9 protein-coding genes are annotated in these 22,115 nt (G+C 39.2%); all 9 read right to left on the bottom strand.

Annotated features, from left to right (window positions below):
* Positions 1-52: 52 nt before the first annotated feature.
* Positions 53-12,310: a pectate lyase-like adhesive domain-containing protein gene (locus FP433_RS02580; RefSeq protein WP_265487011.1), complete on the bottom strand. Its 12,258-nt coding sequence runs from the start codon at positions 12,308-12,310 to the stop codon at positions 53-55.
* Between the two features lie 111 nt (positions 12,311-12,421).
* Positions 12,422-13,912 carry a glycosyltransferase gene (locus FP433_RS02575; protein WP_265487009.1) on the bottom strand — a complete coding sequence of 497 codons (1,491 nt, stop codon included), beginning with the start codon at positions 13,910-13,912 and terminating at the stop codon, positions 12,422-12,424.
* Complete coding sequence (locus FP433_RS02570; protein WP_265487007.1) at positions 13,913-15,469, bottom strand: glycosyltransferase family 4 protein; 1,557 nt, start codon at positions 15,467-15,469, stop codon at positions 13,913-13,915.
* Positions 15,470-15,734: 265 nt separating this feature from the next.
* Positions 15,735-17,669, bottom strand: coding sequence for a threonine--tRNA ligase (thrS, locus tag FP433_RS02565; RefSeq protein WP_265483249.1), 1,935 nt, complete (start codon positions 17,667-17,669; stop codon positions 15,735-15,737).
* Positions 17,670-17,940: 271 nt separating this feature from the next.
* On the bottom strand, positions 17,941-18,846 hold the full coding sequence (dnaI, locus tag FP433_RS02560; RefSeq protein WP_265483250.1) for a primosomal protein DnaI: 906 nt from the start codon (positions 18,844-18,846) through the stop codon (positions 17,941-17,943).
* A gap of 8 nt (positions 18,847-18,854) precedes the next feature.
* A complete protein-coding gene (locus FP433_RS02555) occupies positions 18,855-20,207 on the bottom strand; it encodes a DnaD domain protein (protein WP_265487006.1) in 1,353 nt (450 codons plus the stop codon).
* Between the two features lie 3 nt (positions 20,208-20,210).
* Positions 20,211-20,678 (bottom strand): transcriptional regulator NrdR, encoded by a 468-nt coding sequence (nrdR, locus tag FP433_RS02550; protein WP_265483253.1) that lies wholly within the window; start codon positions 20,676-20,678, stop codon positions 20,211-20,213.
* A gap of 5 nt (positions 20,679-20,683) precedes the next feature.
* Positions 20,684-21,280: a dephospho-CoA kinase gene (gene coaE, locus FP433_RS02545; protein ID WP_265487004.1), complete on the bottom strand. Its 597-nt coding sequence runs from the start codon at positions 21,278-21,280 to the stop codon at positions 20,684-20,686.
* On the bottom strand, positions 21,277-22,107 hold the full coding sequence (mutM, locus tag FP433_RS02540) for a DNA-formamidopyrimidine glycosylase (protein WP_265483257.1): 831 nt from the start codon (positions 22,105-22,107) through the stop codon (positions 21,277-21,279). The genes coaE and mutM overlap by 4 nt, the downstream gene beginning before the upstream one ends.
* Positions 22,108-22,115 lie beyond the last annotated feature (8 nt).

The raw sequence follows: 22,115 nt of genomic DNA, 5'->3' as shown, positions 1-22,115 counted from the left end.
TTGGTATTAAAAAAGCGATACTTTTCAGTATCACTTTTTTCAGGTTAGATTATTAATCTTCCTTTTTTCTCTTTTTGATATCAGCTAATCCAAAGATAAATCCTAAACTTGCTAAGCTTAATCCAAGAATTGCAGCCATATTATCTAATTGGCTTGCACCAGTTTGTGGCAATTCTTTCTTATCTTCGACGATTCTACCAATACCATCCTTAGCCTTGTAGTAGCTAATAATTTCACCATCTGGTCCTACAATTACTACATATCCACGATCTCTTAACCATTGAGCACGTCGAGCGTTAGAGTTTCCATAGCGATTTCTTGAAGCTGTACGTTTAGGTGAACGATGAGGTCTTGCACTAATTTGAGTAGCCTTTGGACGTACATTTACTTCAATAGTTATTCTTTCAGTTCGACCATCAGGATAAGTAATTTGAATTACACCCTTTTGAATTCCTGGTTTAGAAACATCTGGTTTCTTAATCCAAACTACTTTACTTCCTTCTGGCAAGTTACTTACAGTTGCATTTGCACTTGGAACTCTACCTTGAGTGGTATTAGTAAGAATTGTAGTTGGCTTCTTGTAGTCAGTAGCCTGTGAGCTTGCACTTGAAGTAGCTGAGCTTGCAGAACTTGAAACTTCACTAGAAGCGGCGCTACTTGCTTGTGAAGCTGAACTACTTTGTTCAGGGGCACTAGAAGGTGTATTCTGTAAGCTTTCTTCTGCTTCACTCTTAGCTTCTGTTGCAATACTATCTGCTTCGCTGGCTTTCTTAGCCATTTCACTTGCTACACTCGCAGCACTGCTTGCTACACTAGCTGCACTTTGAGCACTTGAAGCTGCTGTACTTGCTGCACTTTCGGCACTCTTAGCTGCACTTGCTGCACTTGCTGCTTTAGAAGCGGCACTACTTGCTGCACTTGTATCTCCTGCTGAAGCGGCACTTGATGCGATACTCTTGGCAACTGCTGCTTCGCTTGCTGCACTCTTGGCAACTGAATCTGCTTCACTTGCCTTATTGTATGCTTCGCTTGCCTTGCTGGCTGCACTTGAAGCATCACTTGTTGCGCTTGATGCAGTATTCGCAGCACTTGAGGCTACACTAGCTGCGCTTGAAGCCTTAGCGGCTGCACTTGAAACTAGTGAATTATCTGAATGTTCACTGGCCATTGAAGCTACTTCGCTGGCAGTATCTCCTGCATGGCTTGCTGAGCTACTTGCAGCACTGGTTGAAGTAGATGCAGCACTCTGATCTAAACCTGCCGAACTTGCTGCACTACTTGCAATACTTGCATATGAACTTGTTTGATCTGCTGAACTAGATGCAGCACTTGATGAAGCACTGGCACTATCAACAGCATCACTACCTTGGTTCAAGTTGTCTTCTGCTTCACTCTTAGCCTTAGTTGCTTCACTATCAAACTTAGCAGCTTCATCAGCGGCACTTTTGGCTAGACTTGCAGCTTGAGAAGCCTTCTTTTCATCTTCAATTGCTTGACTAGCAGCACTTGAAGCCACATCTTCTGCACGCTTAGCAGCGGCACTGGCACTACTTGCAATATCAGTGGCCTTTTGAGCTGCGCTAGCATCTCCTTCTTTAGCATAACTTGACGCAGCACTAGCAGCAGCATTAGCAAGACTTGCGGCAGTTGAAGCATCTTGATCAGCTTTAGCGGCTTTTTCACGTTGCTTGCTTGCATCGCTGGCGGCACTACTTGCAGTTTTAGCTGCACTACTTGCAACGTTTGCTGCACTCTTGGCACTGCTTGCGGCACTTGAGGCTTTTTCTGCAGCGCTAGCAACAACTGAATTATTTGGATAGTCACTGGCCATTGAGGCTACTTCACTGGCAGTCTCACTTGCATGGCTTGCTGAACTGCTTGCAGCACTAGCATTTTCTGAAGCAATGTTACTGTAGCTTCCTGCTGCACTCGCAGCACTACTTGCAATACTTGCGTATGAACTAGTGTCAGTGTGGGAACTTTCCGCACTTTGTGCGTCTTCATTGGCATGACTTGCAGCGTCAGAGGCCTTAATAGCATCTTCAGCTTCATCTTTAGCGTCTGATGCTTCTTCATCTGCTTCGCTAGCCTTCTTGGCCATTTCACTTGCCACACTTGCAGCACTACTTGCTACACTAGCGGCACTTTGAGCACTTGAAGCTGCTGTACTTGCAGCACTTTCTGCACTCTTAGCTGCACTGGCTGCACTGGCTGCTTTTTCTGCGGCTGAACTTGCAGCACTGGTATCACCTGCTGCAGCTGCACTTTCCGCTTCACTTTTAGCAACTGATGCTTCACTAGCTGCGCTCTTGGCAATTGAATCTGCTTCACTTGCCTTATTGTATGCTTCGCTTGCCTTGTCTGCGGCACTTGAAGCATCACTTGTTGCACTGGATGCAGTTGTGGCAGCGCTTGAAGCAAGACTTGCGGCACTTGAAGCCTTGTCTGCGGCACTCGATACAAGTGAATTATCTGAATGTTCACTTGCCATTGAGGCTACTTCACTAGCAGTATCTCCTGCATGACTTGCTGAAGAACTTGCGGCACTAGTTGAAGTCGAAGCAGCACTTTCATCTGAACCTGCTGAACTTGCAGCACTACTTGCGATGCTTGCATATGAACTAGTTTTATCGGCTGAACTTGATGCGGCACTTGAAGATGCACTAGCACTATCAACAGCATCACTGCCTTGGTTTAAGTTATCTTCTGCTTCACTCTTAGCCTTCGTTGCTTCACTGTCAAAGTTAGCTGCATCATCAGCGGCACTCTTGGCGATGCTTGCAGCTTCTGAAGCTTTCTTTTCATCTGCGATTGCTTGACTTGCTGCATTTGAAGCTTCTTCTTCTGCACTTTTGGCAGCTGAACTTGCAGCACTAGCTACACTAGCTGCACTGCTTGCAGCACTAGTATTTCCAGCTTTAGCAAAACTATCTGCTTCATCAGCTGCACTATTTGCTACAGATGCAGCACTTGATGCTACTTGATCTGCTTGGCTAGCCTTAGTGTGTTGATTTACCGCATCACTTGCTGCACTGCTTGCTACATCTGCTGCACTGCTTGCTACATCTGCTGCACTCTTAGTACTACTTGCGGCACTTGATGCCTTGTCTGCAGCGCTAGATACTAGTGAATTTGTTGGATGTTCGCTAGCCATCGATGCTACTTCACTAGCAGTGTCACTTGCGTGGCTTGCTGAACTAGAAGCATTACTTGCATTTTCTGAAGCAATATTGCTGTAACTACCTGCAGCACTAGCTGCGCTACTTGCGGCACTTTCATAAGAAGTTGCATTAGTATGGGAAACATCTGCACTCTTAGCATCTTCACTTGCTTGACTTGCTGAGGTTTCACCATTAATTGCATCACTTGCTTCACTCTTAGCATCTGTTGCAATACTATCTGCTTCACTGGCCTTTTTAGCCATTTCGCTAGCTACACTGGCTGCACTACTTGCTACACTAGCCTCACTTTGAGCTGTTGAAGCTGCACTACTTGCAGCACTTTCGGCACTCTTGGCAACAGAAGCGGCACTTGAGGCCTTTTCTGCAGCAGAACTTGCTGCACTAGTGTCACCTGCTGCAGCGGCACTTTCCGCTTCACTTTTGGCAACTGATGCCTCACTTGCTGCACTCTTAGCTATTGAATCTGCTTCACTGGCCTTCTTGTATTCGTCGCTTGCTGAACTTGCAGCTTCTGACGCATCGCTTGTGGCACTGGATGCTGTATCTGCGGCACTTGAAGCAAGGCTCGCAGCACTTGATGCTTTTTCGGCAGCACTAGATACAAGTGAATTATCTGAATGTTCACTGGCCATTGAGGCTACTTCACTGGCAGTATCGCCTGCATGACTTGCTGAAGAACTTGCCTCACTAGTTGAAGTTGATGCTGCACTTTCATCTGAACCTGCTGAACTTGCAGCACTACTTGCAATGCTTGCATATGAACTTGTTTGATCAGCTGAGCCAGATGCTGCACTTGATGAGGCGCTAGCACTATCAACAGAATCACTACCTTGGTTCAGGTTGTCCTCTGCTTCACTCTTGGCCTTAGTCGATTCATCATCAAATTTTGCGGCATCATCAGCAGCACTCTTAGCAACAGATGCTGCACTCTTAGCAGTTTCTTCATCGCTAATTGCTTGACTTGCAGCATTTGAAGCTGCACTAGCTGCTGAGCTTGCAAGCCTTGCAGCTTCGGAAGCTTGACTAGCTAAGCTTTCAGCCTTATCAGCATCACTTGCTTTATAAGCACTATCAGCTGCGCTAGCTAAGGAGTTAGCAATGCTTGCTTGTTCACTTGCTGCTTTTTCCTGTTCACTAGCAGTTGAGCGTTGAATTACAGCATCACTTGCAGCATTTGAAGCTACTGCTGAAGCACTACTTGCAACATCTGCAGCACTTTGGGCAGAACTAGCTGCACTTGAAGCTTTTTCTGCGGCACTGGCTACAACCGAGTTAGTTGGATGGTCACTTGCTAATGAAGCTACTTCACTAGCTGTTTCACTTGCGTGACTTGATGAACTTGCAGCTGCGCTAGCACCTTCTGAAGCAATATCACTGTAGCTTCCTGCTGCACTAGCAGCACTGCTTGCTGCACTTTCATCTGAACTTGCACTAGTATGAGCTGTCTCAGCATCGCTCGCTGAAGAACTTGCGGCACTAGCAGCACTTTCACCTCTGATTGCTTCAATCGCCTCACTCTTGGCTACACTGGCAGCCGTAGATGCTTGGCTAGCAATATCAGCTGTTGAACTAGCAGCAGTCGCTGCTTGACTTGCAATACTTGCAGCACTACTTGCTTTTCTAGCTGCAGCTTGAGCTGCACTTTCTGCGCTCTTTGCTACACTCGCTGCACTTCTAGCTAAACTTGCAGCGCTATTGGCAGCTGACACACTACCAGCTGCAGAAGCGGCATCTGCTTCACTCTTAGCTTTATTTGCTGCACTAGCAGCACTTTTAGCAACAGTATCTGCTGATTTTGCATCTTCATAAGCTGAACTTGCCATACTACTTGCTGAATCAGCATTGCTCTTGGCTACACTTGCTGCACTAGCAGCACTGCTTGCTTTCTTAGCGGCACTATTGGCAACTACAGCTGCACTTGCAACTAATGAGTTAGTAGGATGAGCTGAAGCCATTGAACTCACATCGCTAGAAGTACTACTTGCTTCACTAGCAATATTTGTTGCTGAACTAGTAGACTGACTAGCTTTGTTAGCTTCAGTTTGAGCTGCACTAGATGAAACAGCAGCTGAACTTGCATAATCACTTGTTTTAATTGAAGAAGAGTTAGCTGCACTGGCTGCACCACTTGCAATTGAGTCCGCTATGCTATCTTTTGTGAGATTATCAATTGCTTCACTCTTAGCGGCACTAGCTTGGCTTTCAAAGTTCAAAGCCTCTTGAGCATAGCTATTAAGAGTTGCAATTGATTTATTTGCTTCACTTTCATCTACAAGAGCTTGACTTGCGGCACTTGAAGCAACTGCTTCAGCACTTTGCGCAGCACTCTTAGCGGCACTAGCTACAGCGGCTAAACTTACTGCTGCACTAGCATCGCTTGCCTTATACGCAGCATCAGCAGCGCTTGCAGCACTATTTGCAAGTTTTGCTTGTTCACTAGCAACGTGATCTTGGTCAGCCGCAATTGATCTTTGTGTTGCGGCATCAGTAGTAATTGAGCTTACATAAGCTGCTACACTAGCAGCACTACTTGCAGCTGAACTTGCAGCAGTTGCTGCACTTGAGGCTTTGGCGGCGGCACTAGATACTACTTCATTACTTGCATGTTCACTTGCCATTGAGGCTACTGAATCAGCAATAGCTTTAGTATCTTCAGCAGTATGAGCAACTGAACTAGATGCGCTATTTGCGTTACTGTTGTAATCTCTTGCAACACTAGCAGCGCTACTTGCAACTACTTCGTATGAGTTAACTGCAGTTGAAGCGGTATTGGCTAATTTAGCTTCTTCACTAGCCTGACTTGCAGCACTTTCCCCGATAATTGCATCACTTGCTTCACTCTTAGCAATTTCTGCATCACTAGCTGCACTTGAAGCAATAGCTTGGTATGAAGCTGCTTCACTTGCGGCACTCGAAGCAATTGAGTTAGCAAGACTTGCGGCTTCACTAGCACTAATTGCAGCACTAGAAGCTTTTGCTGCATCTGAATTAGCTGCTGAAGCCACGCTAGCAGCACTACTTGCGGCACTGACATTTCCTTCTTTAGCAAAACTTGCAGCTTCACTGGCTGCACTTGAGGCTTTGGCGGCTGCGCTACTTGCGGCTTCACTGGCTGCAGTTGCAGCTGTACTTTGAGTTGCAGCATCTTGAGCAGCTGAACTTGCTACATCAGCGGCACTGCTTGCCTTAGTAGCCGCACTACTTGCAACTTCAGAATCATCACTTGCTCTGGTTGCAGCACTAGCTACTAATGAGTTAGCCGGATGTGCACTTGCCATTGAAGCTACTTCACCTGCTGTGCTCGTAGCGTCATCTGAATTCTTGCCAGCACTTGATGCAGTATTGGTAGCTTGGCTACTTGAATCAGTTGCTTGAGAAGCACTTGATGAAACAGCAGTTGAAGTTGTTGCGGTACTTACAGCACTTGATTGAGCTTGGCTAGCTTGACTTGCAGCATTACTTGCATAGCTTTCTGCTAAAATTGCTCGATCAGCATCACTTGCTGCAACAGAAGCAGTTACAGCAGCGACTTTTGCCTCACTAGCAAACTTGTCAGCTGCACTAGCAGCGCTTGAGGCACTTTCAGAAGTCTTCTTAGCATCTGATAATAAACTTGCTGCGGTACTTGCGGCAGTGCTTGCAGCTTCACTGGCTGCACTAGCTGCACTGGCTGCTGATTGTGCCTTGGCAATATTACCTAAAGCAGCATAGCTGCTTGCAGCATCATTTGCGCTACTTGCAGCACTGGCTGCACTACTTGCATTAGCTGCTGCAGTACTTGCAGCTGCAGTTAATGAATCAGCAGTTGAGGCTAAATCTTTAGCAGTTTGTGCTTGATCAGCAGCATTGCTTGCAGCTGTACTTGAAACGGTAGCTAAACTCTTAGCAGCACTGGCTGCACTAACTACAATTGGATTATCTGAGTAAGAAGTAAGATCAGTAGCTAATGAAGCTGCTTGACTTGCGGCACTTGAAGAATATGAACCAGCTTCACTTGCGCTAGAATTTGCAGCACTGCTTGCATTCTTAATATCACTAGCTGCACTATTAATGTCCGTTTGAGTTTGAGTAGTGTTTGTCTTATCAGCAATTGCTCCTGAATTTGCTTGACTAGCAGCTAAACTTGCTGCACTAGCTTGTTCTACATTAGTTTGAGCTGCACTTAAGTAATAAGCAATCTTATTTGCTTCACTGGTAAGTGAAGTTTGAGCAGTTGCAATTGTAGCTAATGCTGAATTAGCAGTAGATTGAGCTAAACTTGCTGCACTAGCTGCACTTTGAGCTTCACTGTTTGCTTGACTAGCCCTTGCAATTTGAGCTTGGGCTTGAGATGCAGCACTACTTGCTAGAGAAGTATCACCAGTTGCCTTGGCACTATCAACAATAGCAGCGTAACTTGCAGCAGCACTAGCAGCGGTTGAAGCTGCAGTACTTGCAGCAGCTGCGCTATTTGCCTCTCGAGCAGCAGTACTTGCAGCTGAGCTTGCAAGGTCACTATTATCTGCAATTACCTTAGCATAGCTATCAGCATTAGATTTAGCTTTAGTAGCGTTATTCAAATTATCAGCAACAACCTTATTAATAGCATTAGCACTAGATAAATTAGTTAAACTAGTTAAATCAGTTGCTACACTTGCAATTTCAGCATTTGCATTAGATAGACTATCCTTAGCATTTGATGCGGCTGTACTTGCTGCAGCTTGGTTAGCTTGAGCATTGCCGGTTGCTGCACTTGCCGCATTAGCTGAACTAGTTGTACTTGAAACAGCAGTTGAAGCTGCTTGCGACTTAAGATCAATGTAAGCAGATGCTGCACTTGCATAAGCTAAATCAATATCAGCAATTGCTTGCTTAGCTCTTTGCGCATCAGATTCAGCACTTGAAGCTGCAAGCTGAGCAGCAGCAGCACTACTGGTTACTGCATTTACCTCACTAGCATAAGATGCCAACTGTTGAGGCAGAGTTGCCATAGATTTATATAAAGTCTGATAATAGGGCGATTGCATTGCGCCTGCTGTATCAGGGGCCATTATATACATTGCATTCGCCGTATTAACATCCCCAGCAAGAGCATTCGCAGCGTTTGTAATAGCACCATTGGCTTTATTATTACCTTCACGTACTACCCTTGTTGCCTTTGCAACACTACTTGAAGCTGCATTTATTTTTGCCCCCTGACTGGGAACATCCCCAGTTGCAGTAGATGAGATGTTATATGCACTACTTGCTGCATTAGCATAAGAGGCTAATTGATCTGGATACTGATCAACTAATTGACTAATTGCATTACTTTTAGTAGCTACTGAAGCGGTAGCACTAGAAGCAACCGTTTGAGCACTACTTGCAGCACTTGCAGCACTTGTAATTGTTTCCTTAGCAGCTGCCACTTGAACTTCAAAGAGCAGGATTTGCGCAGCGGCTAACCCTTCCTTCTTTGCAAATGTGCTTGCAGCTTCACCAATTCCTGCAAGTGCACTTGCTTTATTAGCAATACTTTGGGCTCCCCCAATTGGGCTTGAAGTGCTAGTTTTATCAAGAATTGGTACCAAATTATTAATTTGATTATCAATATTTGCAAAATCAGTATTACTGCTTGCAGCGGCACTCAAACTTGCAGCCGCCTCACTAGTATTATTCTGGCTTAAAGCTTCAATAGCAGCAGTTAAATCACTAGCCTTTTGAGCTGCTGCACTGGTAGCACTATACATAGCACTTTCATCAATAGCTGCATAACTTAACTGTGCAGCTGTTTCATGAGCTGAACTAGCAACATTTGAGAGACCTACGGCTAAACTAGCAACACTGTCAGCTACACTAGACAAAGAATCTACCTTAGTTTCAACAGGCTTTACATTACTGGCGGTACCAATCGGATATCCAGAAACAGTAATGCCGTTTGGATAGCTACTACTATAGCTACTCAATTCATTAGCTACTGAAGTCGCTACTGATGCATTGCTGGTGGCCACACTTGCGATAGAATCTAGAGCAGTAGCTGTTTCACTAATAATTTTTGCCGTTAAACTAGTTGCTGTACTTGCTGCTGAGAGATACTGACTTTGCGCACTTTGAACAGAACTAATAGTATCTTTTGCATAACTCGCAACTGAGTTAACATCATTTTGAATATTAGTACTCAAACTTTGAGCCAAAGAAACAGCATTTGAACTCAAACTTCCAGCTTTAGCAGCTGCACTGGCATTTGCGCTTGCAATTGCAGCATATGAGTTGGCAGTATTTGAGGCACTGGTTGCTAAAGTAGAGTTATTCGCAGCACTGGCTTGACTGGCTGCTAAAGAATAATTCAATTCTTCTAAGGCTGCACTTGCGGCAACTGAACCTTGACTGGCAGCATCCATCACTGGCTTAGCCGCACTATTATACTTAGCAACTGCACTGGCAATACTTGCAGCAGCACTACTTGCACTACTTGCTGCCGTAGCTGCACTTGCCAATGAAGCGCTAATATTCGCTACTGGAGTAATCCAATTGCCATCATCATCTTCATAACCATCAAGTTCTGCTAGTGAACCCATATCATCTTGAACAGCAGCAGGTGGAAATCCAGTTAAAGTATAGTTTGAATCTGGTCCAATTGTAGGAATTGAGTTTGTAATTTGCTGATCAAACTCAGAAATTGAAGTTGCTACACTAGCAGCACTTGCTAATTCTGCAGTTGCACTACTTAAATCAGCTTGACTTGCTTGACTAGTGGCAATTGAAGCAATCGAATTAGCATTGTCAACATATTGGGAATAGTCAGTGTAGGTAGCATCGGCACTAGCAACATATGCAGTCGCAAATGCAGGTGTGAATTGTGACATTGATTCCACAACAATTACACTACCTACAGTAAGTGGAGCATTAGTTAAATCAATACTCCATTTACCATTATCATCTGCCTTAACAACGAAGTCTGAACTAGTTTCACCTGGTGCGGCCAGGCCATAAGTTAAACCACTAACTACAGTATTATTATCACTACCATTGTAGTAGTGAACAGTTACATAACCGTTGGCGTTAGTAGTACCAGTTAAAGTCTTAGTTTGATCAGTAATCTTACTGCTATCATCTAAAGTAATAGCATTGTGCATATCAGGAGTACCAAATGCAAAGTACTTACCATTGTTTAAACTTGCTAAAAGACTATTACCAGCAGTTGTGTCAGTGTTAGTTTCACCAAGTGTAGTTGCTGATTTTTTACTAATATTGTAATCAGCATCTTTGTAGGCACTACTCCAGTCACTGTTAGCAGAGTTTTTCATTTCAACATAGTGAGCATTAATATCTCCGCCTAAGCCAGAAATAATTGCACCGCTACCTTGAACATCAAAGACTACGGAATCTGGACGGTAAATAGTAATGGTAGCAGCACCTTTACCACCTAGTAAATTAGTAGAATTTTTACCACTACTTGTTAACTTAACATTTGAGTTATTACCAAATGATAAAACCGTACCTGCCGCAGCATAGATAACGTTATAACCGTTTCCGCTGTTATTTTCATACGCAATATCGAAAGTTCCACCGTTGTTGACATAAATACCATTACCGGTTTTCAAGTCAAATACCCGACTAGCAGCTTTACCAGTTACATCAATATTAACGGCTGCTTTTTCTCCGTTAACACGTAAGTTACCATTACCTTGGAAGTAGATAACTGATTGATTTACAGATCCCTTCATATTAAGTGATCCATTATCAAGAACATTAATATTTGTATCACCAGAGTTTGCAACGTTAATTACAGTGGTATCTAAAGTAGAACTATCATTATTGTTTAGCGTTAAATTACCATTATCTTTGATAGTTAAATCTGCCCCATTATGAATGTAAATACCACCCATTTTCGAAGTTAGGCCTGCTACTTCATCAAATTCAACATCTAACTTACCGTTACCAGTAATGTTAATTGGTGAAGATGCATCTACAAATCCAGTACCACCACTTAAAGCAGTTGAACCGGTGCGGTGAAGCATTAAATCACCTGCTACGTTAATACCATCGGTATTAGCTGGAACAGAAATTGCACCTGCATTAGTAGAAATTGTAGTATTTGAGCCATCTTGTACAGTTACACTCTTGGCATTAACACTATAAGCATTCTTATTAGTAGTAATGTTATTGGTTCCACTAAAGACTACGTTAGTATTAGTATTATTTACTAAACCTGTACCATTGAAAGTAACACCATCAAATTCAACACTGGCATTGTTACCACTATCCATAGAAACAATACCATTAGTGTTAGAACCAGTAATAGTTGCACCAGAAATAGTAAGCTTTTGATCATCCTTGCTCTTAATATCAAGGTAGGCATTACCAAAGCTAATGGTGTGACCATTACCATTAATTGTCACATCACGTAAAGCTGCATCTGAAGAAACAGTGATTGTTCTTTGTGAACTCAAATCAATGTTGTCAGTTACATCAATTACAGCTGCGCTGGTATTAGTAATTGCATTAACAAATTCACTAGCATTAGCAACAGCAGTAGCATTTGAAGCGGGAGTTGTAACTTTAGATTCGCCTAATTGAGCAAGTGCTGCTGAATTGTTAACTCCAGTAGCAAGAAAACTTGCTGTTTTAGTTTCAAATAAAGTAGTTTGTTCAGCAACTTTATTAGTAGCAACTGACTTATTTGTAGTTTCTTCTTTAGCTACTTCATGATGAGCAGCTGCTGAATCAGAAGTAGCCTTATTTTCGCTACTTGCTGGCATTGAACTTGCACTAGCTGCCAATTCATCCCCACTACTATGACTAGCTTGGGAGTCAGCCACCTTATTTTCAGTACTTGCTTTTACTTCACTAGGTGCTGAACTCACATTTGCACCTGCAACATCACTTGCTGAACTTACTGAATCGGCTGCACTGCTTGCTTGACTTGCAGCACTTGAGTCACTACTTGAACTTGCAACTTCTTTGTTACTATCACTGGCAAGTTCTTTAGCTTTATCTAATGTAGATTGTGCCACAGCTGCTGATTCAGGTTCTCTAATTTCATCAGCATGTACAGTATCTGTATCATGAGCTACGAAGAAAAATGAACCGATCATCACACTAGCAAGACCTACTGTTAACTTACGTAAAGAGAAGACCTCTTTTCTATGTAAATCTTTTTTAGACATCTCAACATCTCCCTTGATTTTTTTACTATCTTATCTTTTAACTCTTATTCTAATACATTAAGCAAAATAACTTATAAGGAACTTCTTTTCAACTCCCTATAAGCTACAAAACTAATCTAAAATCTGCTTCCAACTGTTAATAAATGCTTCTTCACTATACTTCTTAGCAGTTTCACTTGCTCCTTGAGACAAACGCTTGTACAAATCTTCATCTTGCAAAACATCTACTGCTTTTTGAGCTAATTTAGTAGGTGTAGTTGTAGTAACGGCATAACCATTAACTCCATCTTCTACTAAATTATCCTTAGTGTATGCAGCTGCATAAGTAACAACTGGAACTGAATAACCAAGACTTTCCAGCATGTTCATTCCAAAGCCTTCGCTAAGACTAGCATTCAAGAAAATTGTTGCATCCTTAACAATCTTTTCTTTTGGCTCATATGGTAAAACTTCAACTACATCTTTAATTTCTAATTTATTAATTAAATCTTCAACTTTTTGTTGATAGTCACTACCTGAATAATAACCTTGAAGTTTCAAACGAGCTGCTGGTACTTTATCATGAATATGCTTGAAGGCACGAATCACATCTAAAGTATTCTTATCATCAGCTAACCGTCCAACGTAAACCACATTGATTTCCTTACCTAACTTCTTAGGACGAGCTGCTTTTTTAACATAACTATCTGGAGCAGCAGCAATTTTACTCTTAGAAGTAGCAAGTTTTTTCACTTCATCAGTTTGATCTTGAGTTGGTAAAACTACTACATCAAATTCTTTTCCGTCTTCACCATTTACTGCTTTATTGTAAACATCCATAATTCCTTGTTGTGGACGACGATAGTCAGCAAATGGCACACTGTGAAGATATGCAATTTTACCTTCTGCATTTTCTACATTTAATACAGAACTGTCTAAAGTACGACGATCTGAAATGAAAGTACCAGGGTTAGCATTATTGATTTCATTTAAGAAGAAAGTAAATAATTGATTTTCAGTTCTAAATTGGAAATCATGGCCCTTGTAATCCAAAAGCTTCCACATAGTTGGTAAAACTTGCTTACCAATATACATATGACTTACTTCTAAAACTGGCTTACCATCTAAATTAAGATATTGTTGCATGGCAATTGAACCATCTGGATGATAAGTTTCTACCATTGACTTAAAGCCACGCCAATCCCAGTATTCCTTAACTGCAGCTTGACCTAGTGAATCATAGTATTCAATATTACCAATTAGGCCAACAGTTCCTGGCATCACCCGAATATCAGCAATCTTTTTACCCTTGTATTCAATATTTGAATGGTTATTATCTACACCAACAATGTGGTAATCCTTTAGCGGAATACTATCAAGTAAACGTAATGATTGTTCCTTACGTCTTGTATGAACTGTTCCTTGGAAATAGTCATACATGTTAATGACATCTTTTTGTCTTAAGCCATGTTTTTTTAATTCATTGCTAAGCATTCTATTGTAGTTACGTAACAATAAAACAGCATCTTCATTATTATTTTTAAATGCTTCTAATCTTTGAAATTGTGAAAATTCAGTACCTGAATTAAAAGTAAAAACATTTTCCCCTACAAGATATTTCAATTATCTTACCTCATCTTTCAAAGTTTCTTTTGCATCATCAATTAATTCTTTCCATGCTTTCCAAACATTAGCATCAGAATAACGTTCACTAGATTCGTAAGCACCATCACTTAATTGTTGCATTAATTTCTTATCTTTAAAGATCTTAATCATACGATCTGCTAAAGCTTTGTAATCACCAAAATCAACAATATAACCATTCTTTTGATCTTGGACGATATCATTTGGTCCGTAGTTTACATCATAAGTTACACCCACAACACCATGAGAAATGGCTTCCATGATTGCTAAGTTAAATCCTTCCATACGTGAAGTCAAACCAAATACTTGTGCTTTATTTTCAATTTCTGGAATATTAGTAGTATAACCTTTGAAAGTTACTACATCTTCTAAGTTTAATTCTTTAATTAATTTTTCAATCTTACGTTTTTCACCGTAATTGTTAGAAGAGTCTGCATAACCATATAAATCTAAAGTTACTTCTGGAATTTCGTCATGAACTAACTTAATTGCACGCACTAAGTCATCAAGACGCTTTTCATAAGCAATACGCGCTACTGCAATCACTTTACCAAAGGTTCTTTCATCTTCACTAATGTGATCTGCATTTAAAGTTTCATTATCAACAATACCTACAGGGATTGTGTACATTTTAGCTTTTGGCTTAAAGCGTTCAATCACGTCATCTGTTTGACGTTGAGTGGCAGAAACAACAGCTGAATATTCATCTAAGTTTGCCAAAGCATATTCATAGTTGTTATTTACAATTGAGTGCAGTGGATCTTGAGCATCACCAGCTTGAGAGTTATGCAAGTGCATTACAGTATAAGCTGGTTTCTTCAAGCGAGTTAAAGCTCCGTCTGCTAAAAGTGAACGGTCCAAAACAAAGATGTTATTGCCCTTTTCATTAATTCTATTTAAGAAATGTTCAAATAATTCATCAATAGTATCAAAAGTATGAATTTCACCATTCTTTTCTTGAAGCCACCAACCAGTTTTCACTAACTTATGATGAATATCAAACTTATTAAAAGTACGAATCATTGTTTTACCATCTGGCGTTAACCATTCTTCGTTACCAACGTGATTATCTGGTGTGTACCATTGAATTAATGATCTAAAGCCACGACTATCATAGTGATCTACACGATATAAATTACCGTATTCATCAAACAATTCTGTCGAAACTACTTGTTTATCTTCGTTAGGATCATAGTTTACACGTGCGACTAATTTTCCTTGTTCACTAGTTACCAAGTAGCGATTTTTGTCAGGTTCATCAACACGTTCTGTATTTTCAAGTCCAAAATCTAAATCTTCAACAGTTACCTTTTTAGCTGGTACATGTTCTGCATCTTGAAAGTAGTCAAACATTCCTAATAAGCTATCGTCATCTACACCAGATGCATTAGCAGTCTTGTGTAATTCACGATTCCAATCACGTGCAATGATTTTTGCAGGTTGATGGTGGTTCTTAAATAAATTTAAGCGTTTTAATTCAGCATGCTCAATCCCAGATTTATGACTTGGCATTCCAAAATTAATAAAATAGATCAACTTTATAACCCCTTACCTTTAGCTCATAATATAATTTTTATAAAAAAATAAAAAAACAACTTTTTAAAGTATTAATCGAATTATTTATTGAGAAACTAGTTTCCCCAATTTACATTTATATACCAATTTTACTTACAATTACCATTAAATTCAAGTAAAATGGCACTTTCAGATTACATTTTTAAACACAAAAATTAGGATTTTTTTCAAGTAATTAAATAACAAATGTATAGAAAAAATGCCCCAATTTCTTGGAGCATTTTTTCTAGTTTTTACGTGAGTAAGATTTTACATCTGAATCAATTTCATTAATGAATTCATCCATACTCTTATTAATTTGTTCTTCTGTTCCGTAGCGACGAACATTAACAGCATTGTTATTCATTTCTTCGTCACCCAATACTAAAGTATAAGGAACTTTTTGAGTTTGTGATTCACGAATCTTGTAACCCATCTTTTCATTTCTCATGTCTACGTCAACTCTAAAGCCACGCTTTGTAAGTTCTTCTTTAACTTTCATTGCGTAATCACCATGAGCATCTAAGTTAACTGGAATAATTTTTACTTGAACTGGAGCAAGCCAAGTTGGGAAAGCACCCTTGTAAATTTCAGTTAAGTAAGCAATGAATCTTTCCATCGTACCAACAATACCACGGTGAATCATCACTGGACGGTGTTCTTCTCCATCTTTACCAGTGTAAGTCAAGCCAAATTTTTCAGGAAGCATGAAGTCTAATTGAATAGTTGACATTGTTTCGTCATTACCCAAAGCAGTCTTAGTTTGAATATCAAGCTTAGGACCATAAAAGGCTGCTTCACCTTCAGCTTCAACATAATCTAAGCCAAGGTCATCCATGGCTGCCTTAAGCATGCTTTGTGCAGTTTCCCACATTTCATCATTTGCGTAATACTTATCAGTATTTTTAGGATCTCTATAAGATAATCTGAAGTAGTAATCAGTGATATCAAAGTCCTTGTAAACATCCATAATTAACTTCAATACTTTAGCAAATTCTTCACGTATTTGATCTAAGGAGACAAATGTGTGGCCATCATTTAAGGTCATTTCACGTACACGTTGAAGCCCTGATAAAGCTCCAGATTTTTCATATCTGTGCATCATACCTAATTCAGCAATTCGAATTGGCAATTCACGGTATGAACGTAAGTGGTGCTTGTAAATTTGAATGTGTGATGGGCAGTTCATTGGACGTAATTCAAGCATTTCGCCATCACCCATATCCATTGGTGGGAACATATCATCACGATAGTGTGCCCAGTGTCCGGAAGTCTTGTAAGCATCCACATTCATTAAAACTGGAGTGTAAACATGTTGGTAACCATCCGCTACTTCTTTATCAACGATGTAGCGTTCAATAGTACGACGAATAGTGGCACCATTAGGCATCCAGTAAGGAAGCCCAGCACCAACCTTCGGATCAACAAAGAATAAATCTAAATCACGTCCAATAGTACGGTGATCTCTTTCTTTGATTTCTTGACGACGCTTAAGATCTTCTTCTAAAGCACTCTTCTTAAAGAAGGCAGTCCCAAAAATTCTTTGAAGCATTGGATTAGATGACTTACCTAACCAGTAAGCACCAGCTACTGATAATAATTTGAAGTTGTTCTTAATTTTTCCTGTATTAGGAAGAAGAGCTTCAAAACCAAAGTCTACAAAATCTCCTAATTTATAAACTTCAACTTCATCAGGTTGATCTTTTAATAATTCAAGTTTATAAGCATCATCTTTGAAGATCTCTTGTAATTCAGACTTCTTCATCTTAGTGAATTCAATCTTTTCACCATTTTTAATTGCCTTAGCCATTAATTTTTCAAGCTTAGGGAGCTCACTAACCTTAATTTGATCTTCTTTATCAGTATCAACAAAGAATCCACCTTCGTCAGCTTCATGCATCCCTAAACGTAAATCAGGATATTCACGCTTAGCAACTGCTTCTAATAAAAATGCAGTAGTTGCTCTTAAAATATCTAATCCTTCTTCATCCTTATCGGTGATAATGGCTGCTTCAACATCTTTATCTACAACATAATCTAATGGTCTCATGACACCATTGATTTTTGCTCCAACTGCAGCTTTTCCTAATGATGTTGCAATACTTGAAGCTAATTCTTTTACACTGATTGCTTTATCAAAATCTTTCTTTGAGCCATCTGGCAAAGTAACTACAAAACTCATATTTTTACCTCCAAATAAAAAATCCCAGTGCAAATAAGCACCGGGACGTTAATTACGTGGTTCCACCCAAATTTAAACTAGCTACTATACTAGTTCCTCATTGACTGATAATGGCAGTCTAACCAATATTAATAATTTGAGTATTAGAAGTTGGGGTTAACTTTATTCAGGAATTTTCAGAACTAGATTCCTGTCTCTGAGGCAAAGTTAATCATGTCTTCACTTGCTTTTTATTATACTAGCTCTTTTATTAGATGCAAGTATAAATTTCTTATACTCGACGATTTTCTCCTTTTACTAATACTTCTTCACTTAGAAAGCGTATCCTTTGCATAATTCTTTTAGCTTTTAATTCGTCTACACTATTCTTAGTCTCACTAAAATGTTTTTCCAAACCTGCCAAATCTAAGTTGGAAGTAAAGAAAGTTGGAAGTTCATTATCCATTCTTTTTTGAAAAATTACTCCTAAAATATCATCACGTGACCACTCACTTAAACTTTCAGCACCAATATCATCAAAAATCACTACTGGTGCTTGAGTAATTTTATCTACTTCTGCGGCTAAAGTATTTTTTTTAACAAAAGTTGGAAGTGAGGCAATAAAGGATGGTGTATGTAAAAAAATAACTTGTGTCCCATTTTGGGCTAATACATTTGCTAGACCTGCTAATAAGTAAGTCTTACCTACACCAAAACTTCCTTCTAGATAAAGGCCACGTGCGTGAGAGTTTGTTTGATATTGCTTCAAAAAAGTCGCAATTTTGACTAAGGCTTCTTCACGTCCAGGCGCTTTATCAAGTTCACTTAAAGTCACATTTTTAAGTTTTTCAGGTAGGTCAATTAATTGAATTCTTTTTTGTGCTTTATTAAGTGCAAGTTCAGTTTGCATTACCTTTCCAGGTGCATACGTTATTTCAATTAAATTATCATTTAAAACCAAATGCGGTTCATAACCTTGTAAAATTTTCTGGATGCGATTTGATTTTAATTGTTGGGTGAAAAGATATAAATTATCCAAAGAATTATCAATAATCTCAGGAGTAATTTCAGCTTGATGCGTTGCCAAAAATTTTTTCACCTCTTCATTTTCTAAAGCAGTTTGATAATCTGGGCGAAACTTTGCTTCTGGCTTTAAATTAAACATTGCTTTTTTTATGAGACTACTGATATCTTCCATTGTGTAACTCATTCTTTCTTTTCAAAATTATTAAAAATCTCATCCATTTCTTCATGAGACATTTTAGTGTGCTGCGTTTTTTCTTGTGCTTGCTGCTGCGCCTTTTTATCCCAATCGACTCCATCAGAAGTAGTGGACTTTTTCTTATTATAAAAGTAAGGTCGCCGTTGCTTACCTTTTTGTCTTTCTCGAATTCTTGCTAATGCTTTAACAGGAGTAAGTGTTTTTTCACGTAACCAATCATTAGCTGTTGTTTCTGCATATTTCATTGATAAAGTTGGGTACTCGCTTAAGCAAGCATAAACAATTAAATTAATTAATGGATCAGTGAAACCATACTTATCTCGCAAAACAAAGGTTACTCTCTTTTCATCTCCAGTAACCATCCCTCCTAACCGACTCTTGAGATCATATAGATAAGCTACAGTAGCCTTGTTTTCTACTTCTAACAAAATTTCTTTATCGGTTTTATTTAAGGCAGTTGGTAACACATAATCTTCTTCTTGACTTTTAATTTGTCTTCGCACTGAATTTCTAGTGCGACTAGTACCGTACTCACTATTTGCTAATTTTTGAATGGCTTTAATATCTAATTTATCTTCACCAGGACTAAGAGTTTTAACAGCTAATTGAGCAAATTCAATTTCAGAAAGTTGATAAAACTGAATAATCTGACTGATATCACGACGTTTATTAACAACTTCTCCACCATCAACATGATAGGCTTCTAGCTGCATTCTTAGATACTCCCAATCAATCCTGATATCTGTTTTCCCAACCTTTAGTACTCGCTTGTTGCCTGCTTCTACTTTTTTTACAGCTTGAGTTACTTGTTCAGGAGGGTTAATAGCTGCTTGTTCATTTAGCCTAAAGACATCAAAAAATGCACTAGTAACCTCATGAGCATTTTTTAATCCCATGAATCTTCGTGGAGTAAACTCCTTTACCAATCTCTCATAAGCTACCTCTCCGACTCTTTCTAAAAGCAAACTTGATAATAAAAATGTCTTAAAAAATTCAGCAGCCGTTGGGATTGGTTGAAGCCTGAAAATTATTACATCCCCTAAAGCTGGATTGTTACCAACAAAAGTTTTTACCAGACCGGTTGCCTCTAAATAATGCAAACTGTCGAAGAGATTCTTTAAATTACTATTGGTCTGTTCTTGCAATTGATATAAAGTACGATAGTCACTATTAAAAGGAACTGAGTCATATTCATTAACTAATGTTAAATATAATCCCACCCCTAATGCACCAATAAGTGGTTGATAAAGATATGTAAGTACTTTCTGACTTGTAGCACTTACTTCCACTTGATTAGCAACATAAAAAGGTTGCTTAGGATTTGTGCTAGCAAACATTCACTAACTCTCCTTCTCATGTTTTGATATCATGTCTTCCATTGCTTCCATGAACCCAGAAACATCTTTAAATTGACGATAAATACTAGCAAAGCGAATATAAGCCACATCATCAAGATCTGCTAAATAATTCATTACGAACTCACCAATTTTTTTAGAAGAAATTTCACCAATTCCTTGCTTACGAACATCATTTTCTACTTTATCTACCAAATTATTTAGCTGTTCGATTGAGACGGGACGCTTTTGTGCCGCCATAATAACTCCATGTAATATTTTATCACGGTTAAAAGGCTCCCTTGTAGCATTATTTTTAACTACTAACAAAGGAACATGTTCAATTCGTTCAAATGTGGTAAACCGATAGCCACATTTTTCACATTCTCTTCTTCTACGAATAACACGATTTTCATCACTCGGGCGAGAATCAATCACTCGAGAAGCATTTTGATGACAATTTGGGCACTCCATCTTATCTACCTTCCTAAATATTTTAAGATAGCTATCACTTTATCTTTTAGCACACCCAGATCTTGATCATTTTCAATCACATAATCGGCCAACTTCTTTTTCTCAACTAGCGGCATTTGACTAATAATTCGTTGATTAGCTTGGCTTTGAGACAAATTATTACGTGCCATTAACCGTTGAAGTTGAAGCTGTTTAGGAGCCGAAATCAATAAAACACCATCACATAAATATTCCAATTTTTCTTCAAAAAGCAAAGGAATGTCTAACACAACAAGCGGTTCTTCCCTTTTTTCAAGTTGAGCCATTTGATTTTTTATTTCAGTAATAATATTAGGATGAGAAATATCATTTAAAAGCGTGAGTTTTATTTTATCACTAAAAACAATTTCGCCCAACTTTTTTCGGTCAATTGTCAAATCTGAAGCTAAAACTTTATTCCCAAAATTCTTGACTATTTCGTTGTAATTTTTTTCATTTGGCAACATCAATTGATGGGCAATTTTATCTGCATCAATTATTGGAATTTTCTTTGCTCGAAAAAGTTTGTCTACAGTGCTTTTCCCTGTTGCAATTCCACCAGTCAATCCTAAAAAGTATGTCATTTGTATTCTACCTGACAATGAGGACAATATGTAGTTCCTCTTCCATTTACCTTAATCTTTTTTAATGTAGTGCCACACCTAGTGCATTTTTTGCCAGCTCTGCCATAAACTTGCAGCAATTTTTGAAACTCACCGACTTTGCCATCTGCATCTAAAAAGGTATGAACAGTAGTGCCTCTTTTTTCAATTGCTAAGGCAATAATTTCGTTGATATTATCATGCAACTTTCTTACTTTTGCTTGTGTAATAGCACTACTTTTACTTAAGGGATGAATTTGACTGCGCCACAAAACTTCATCCACATAAATATTACCTAGCCCTGCTACAATACTTTGATCTAACAAAGCATTCTTTATGTTTTTCTTTTTACGAGCTAGTTGTTTAGCAAAATAATCAACTGTAAATTCTGATGTATTAGGCTCTGGACCTAAATTTTTAATTCCTGTAGTTTGACGCTCAGTCCCTGTTATTACTAACTGCATCCGTCCAAATTTTCGCACATCTTGATAGCGAATTGCAGTTCCATCATTGAATAAAAATTCAACGTGTTCATGTTTATTCTTAGCTGCATCAGGAGCTGTAACATGATATTTACCTTCCATTCGCAAATGAGAAACTAAAGTCATATCATCACTTAAGCGAATTAAGAGATACTTTCCATAACGATCTACTTTGATGATTTTTTTACCCTGGAGTGTTTTCTTAAAAGTCTCTACATCCCCTGTAACAATTTTCGGATACCATACTATAACTTGTTTTATAGTTTTATTACGCATTAGTGGATCTAGAGTTCTTCTAACCGTTTCAACCTCTGGCATTTCTGGCATCAAACCAC

This window comes from Lactobacillus sp. PV012 (assembly GCF_014522325.1).
In the GTDB taxonomy this organism is placed as follows: Bacteria; Bacillota; Bacilli; order Lactobacillales; family Lactobacillaceae; genus Lactobacillus.
Note: the sequence above shows the minus strand (reverse complement) of the source record. Positions and strands in the feature narration are given on the sequence as shown.

What these genes read in the sequence shown, in the direction of transcription:
- FP433_RS02580 (WP_265487011.1), bottom strand. Translation starts at nt 12,310, where the DNA reads ATGTCTAAAAAAGATTTACATAGAAAAGAGGTCTTCTCTTTACGTAAG.
- thrS (WP_265483249.1), bottom strand. Translation starts at nt 17,669, where the DNA reads ATGAGTTTTGTAGTTACTTTGCCAGATGGCTCAAAGAAAGATTTTGAT.
- dnaI (WP_265483250.1), bottom strand. Translation starts at nt 18,846, where the DNA reads ATGGAAGATATCAGTAGTCTCATAAAAAAAGCAATGTTTAATTTAAAG.
- FP433_RS02555 (WP_265487006.1), bottom strand. Translation starts at nt 20,207, where the DNA reads ATGTTTGCTAGCACAAATCCTAAGCAACCTTTTTATGTTGCTAATCAA.
- nrdR (WP_265483253.1), bottom strand. Translation starts at nt 20,678, where the DNA reads ATGGAGTGCCCAAATTGTCATCAAAATGCTTCTCGAGTGATTGATTCT.
- coaE (WP_265487004.1), bottom strand. Translation starts at nt 21,280, where the DNA reads ATGACATACTTTTTAGGATTGACTGGTGGAATTGCAACAGGGAAAAGC.
- mutM (WP_265483257.1), bottom strand. Translation starts at nt 22,107, where the DNA reads ATGCCAGAAATGCCAGAGGTTGAAACGGTTAGAAGAACTCTAGATCCA.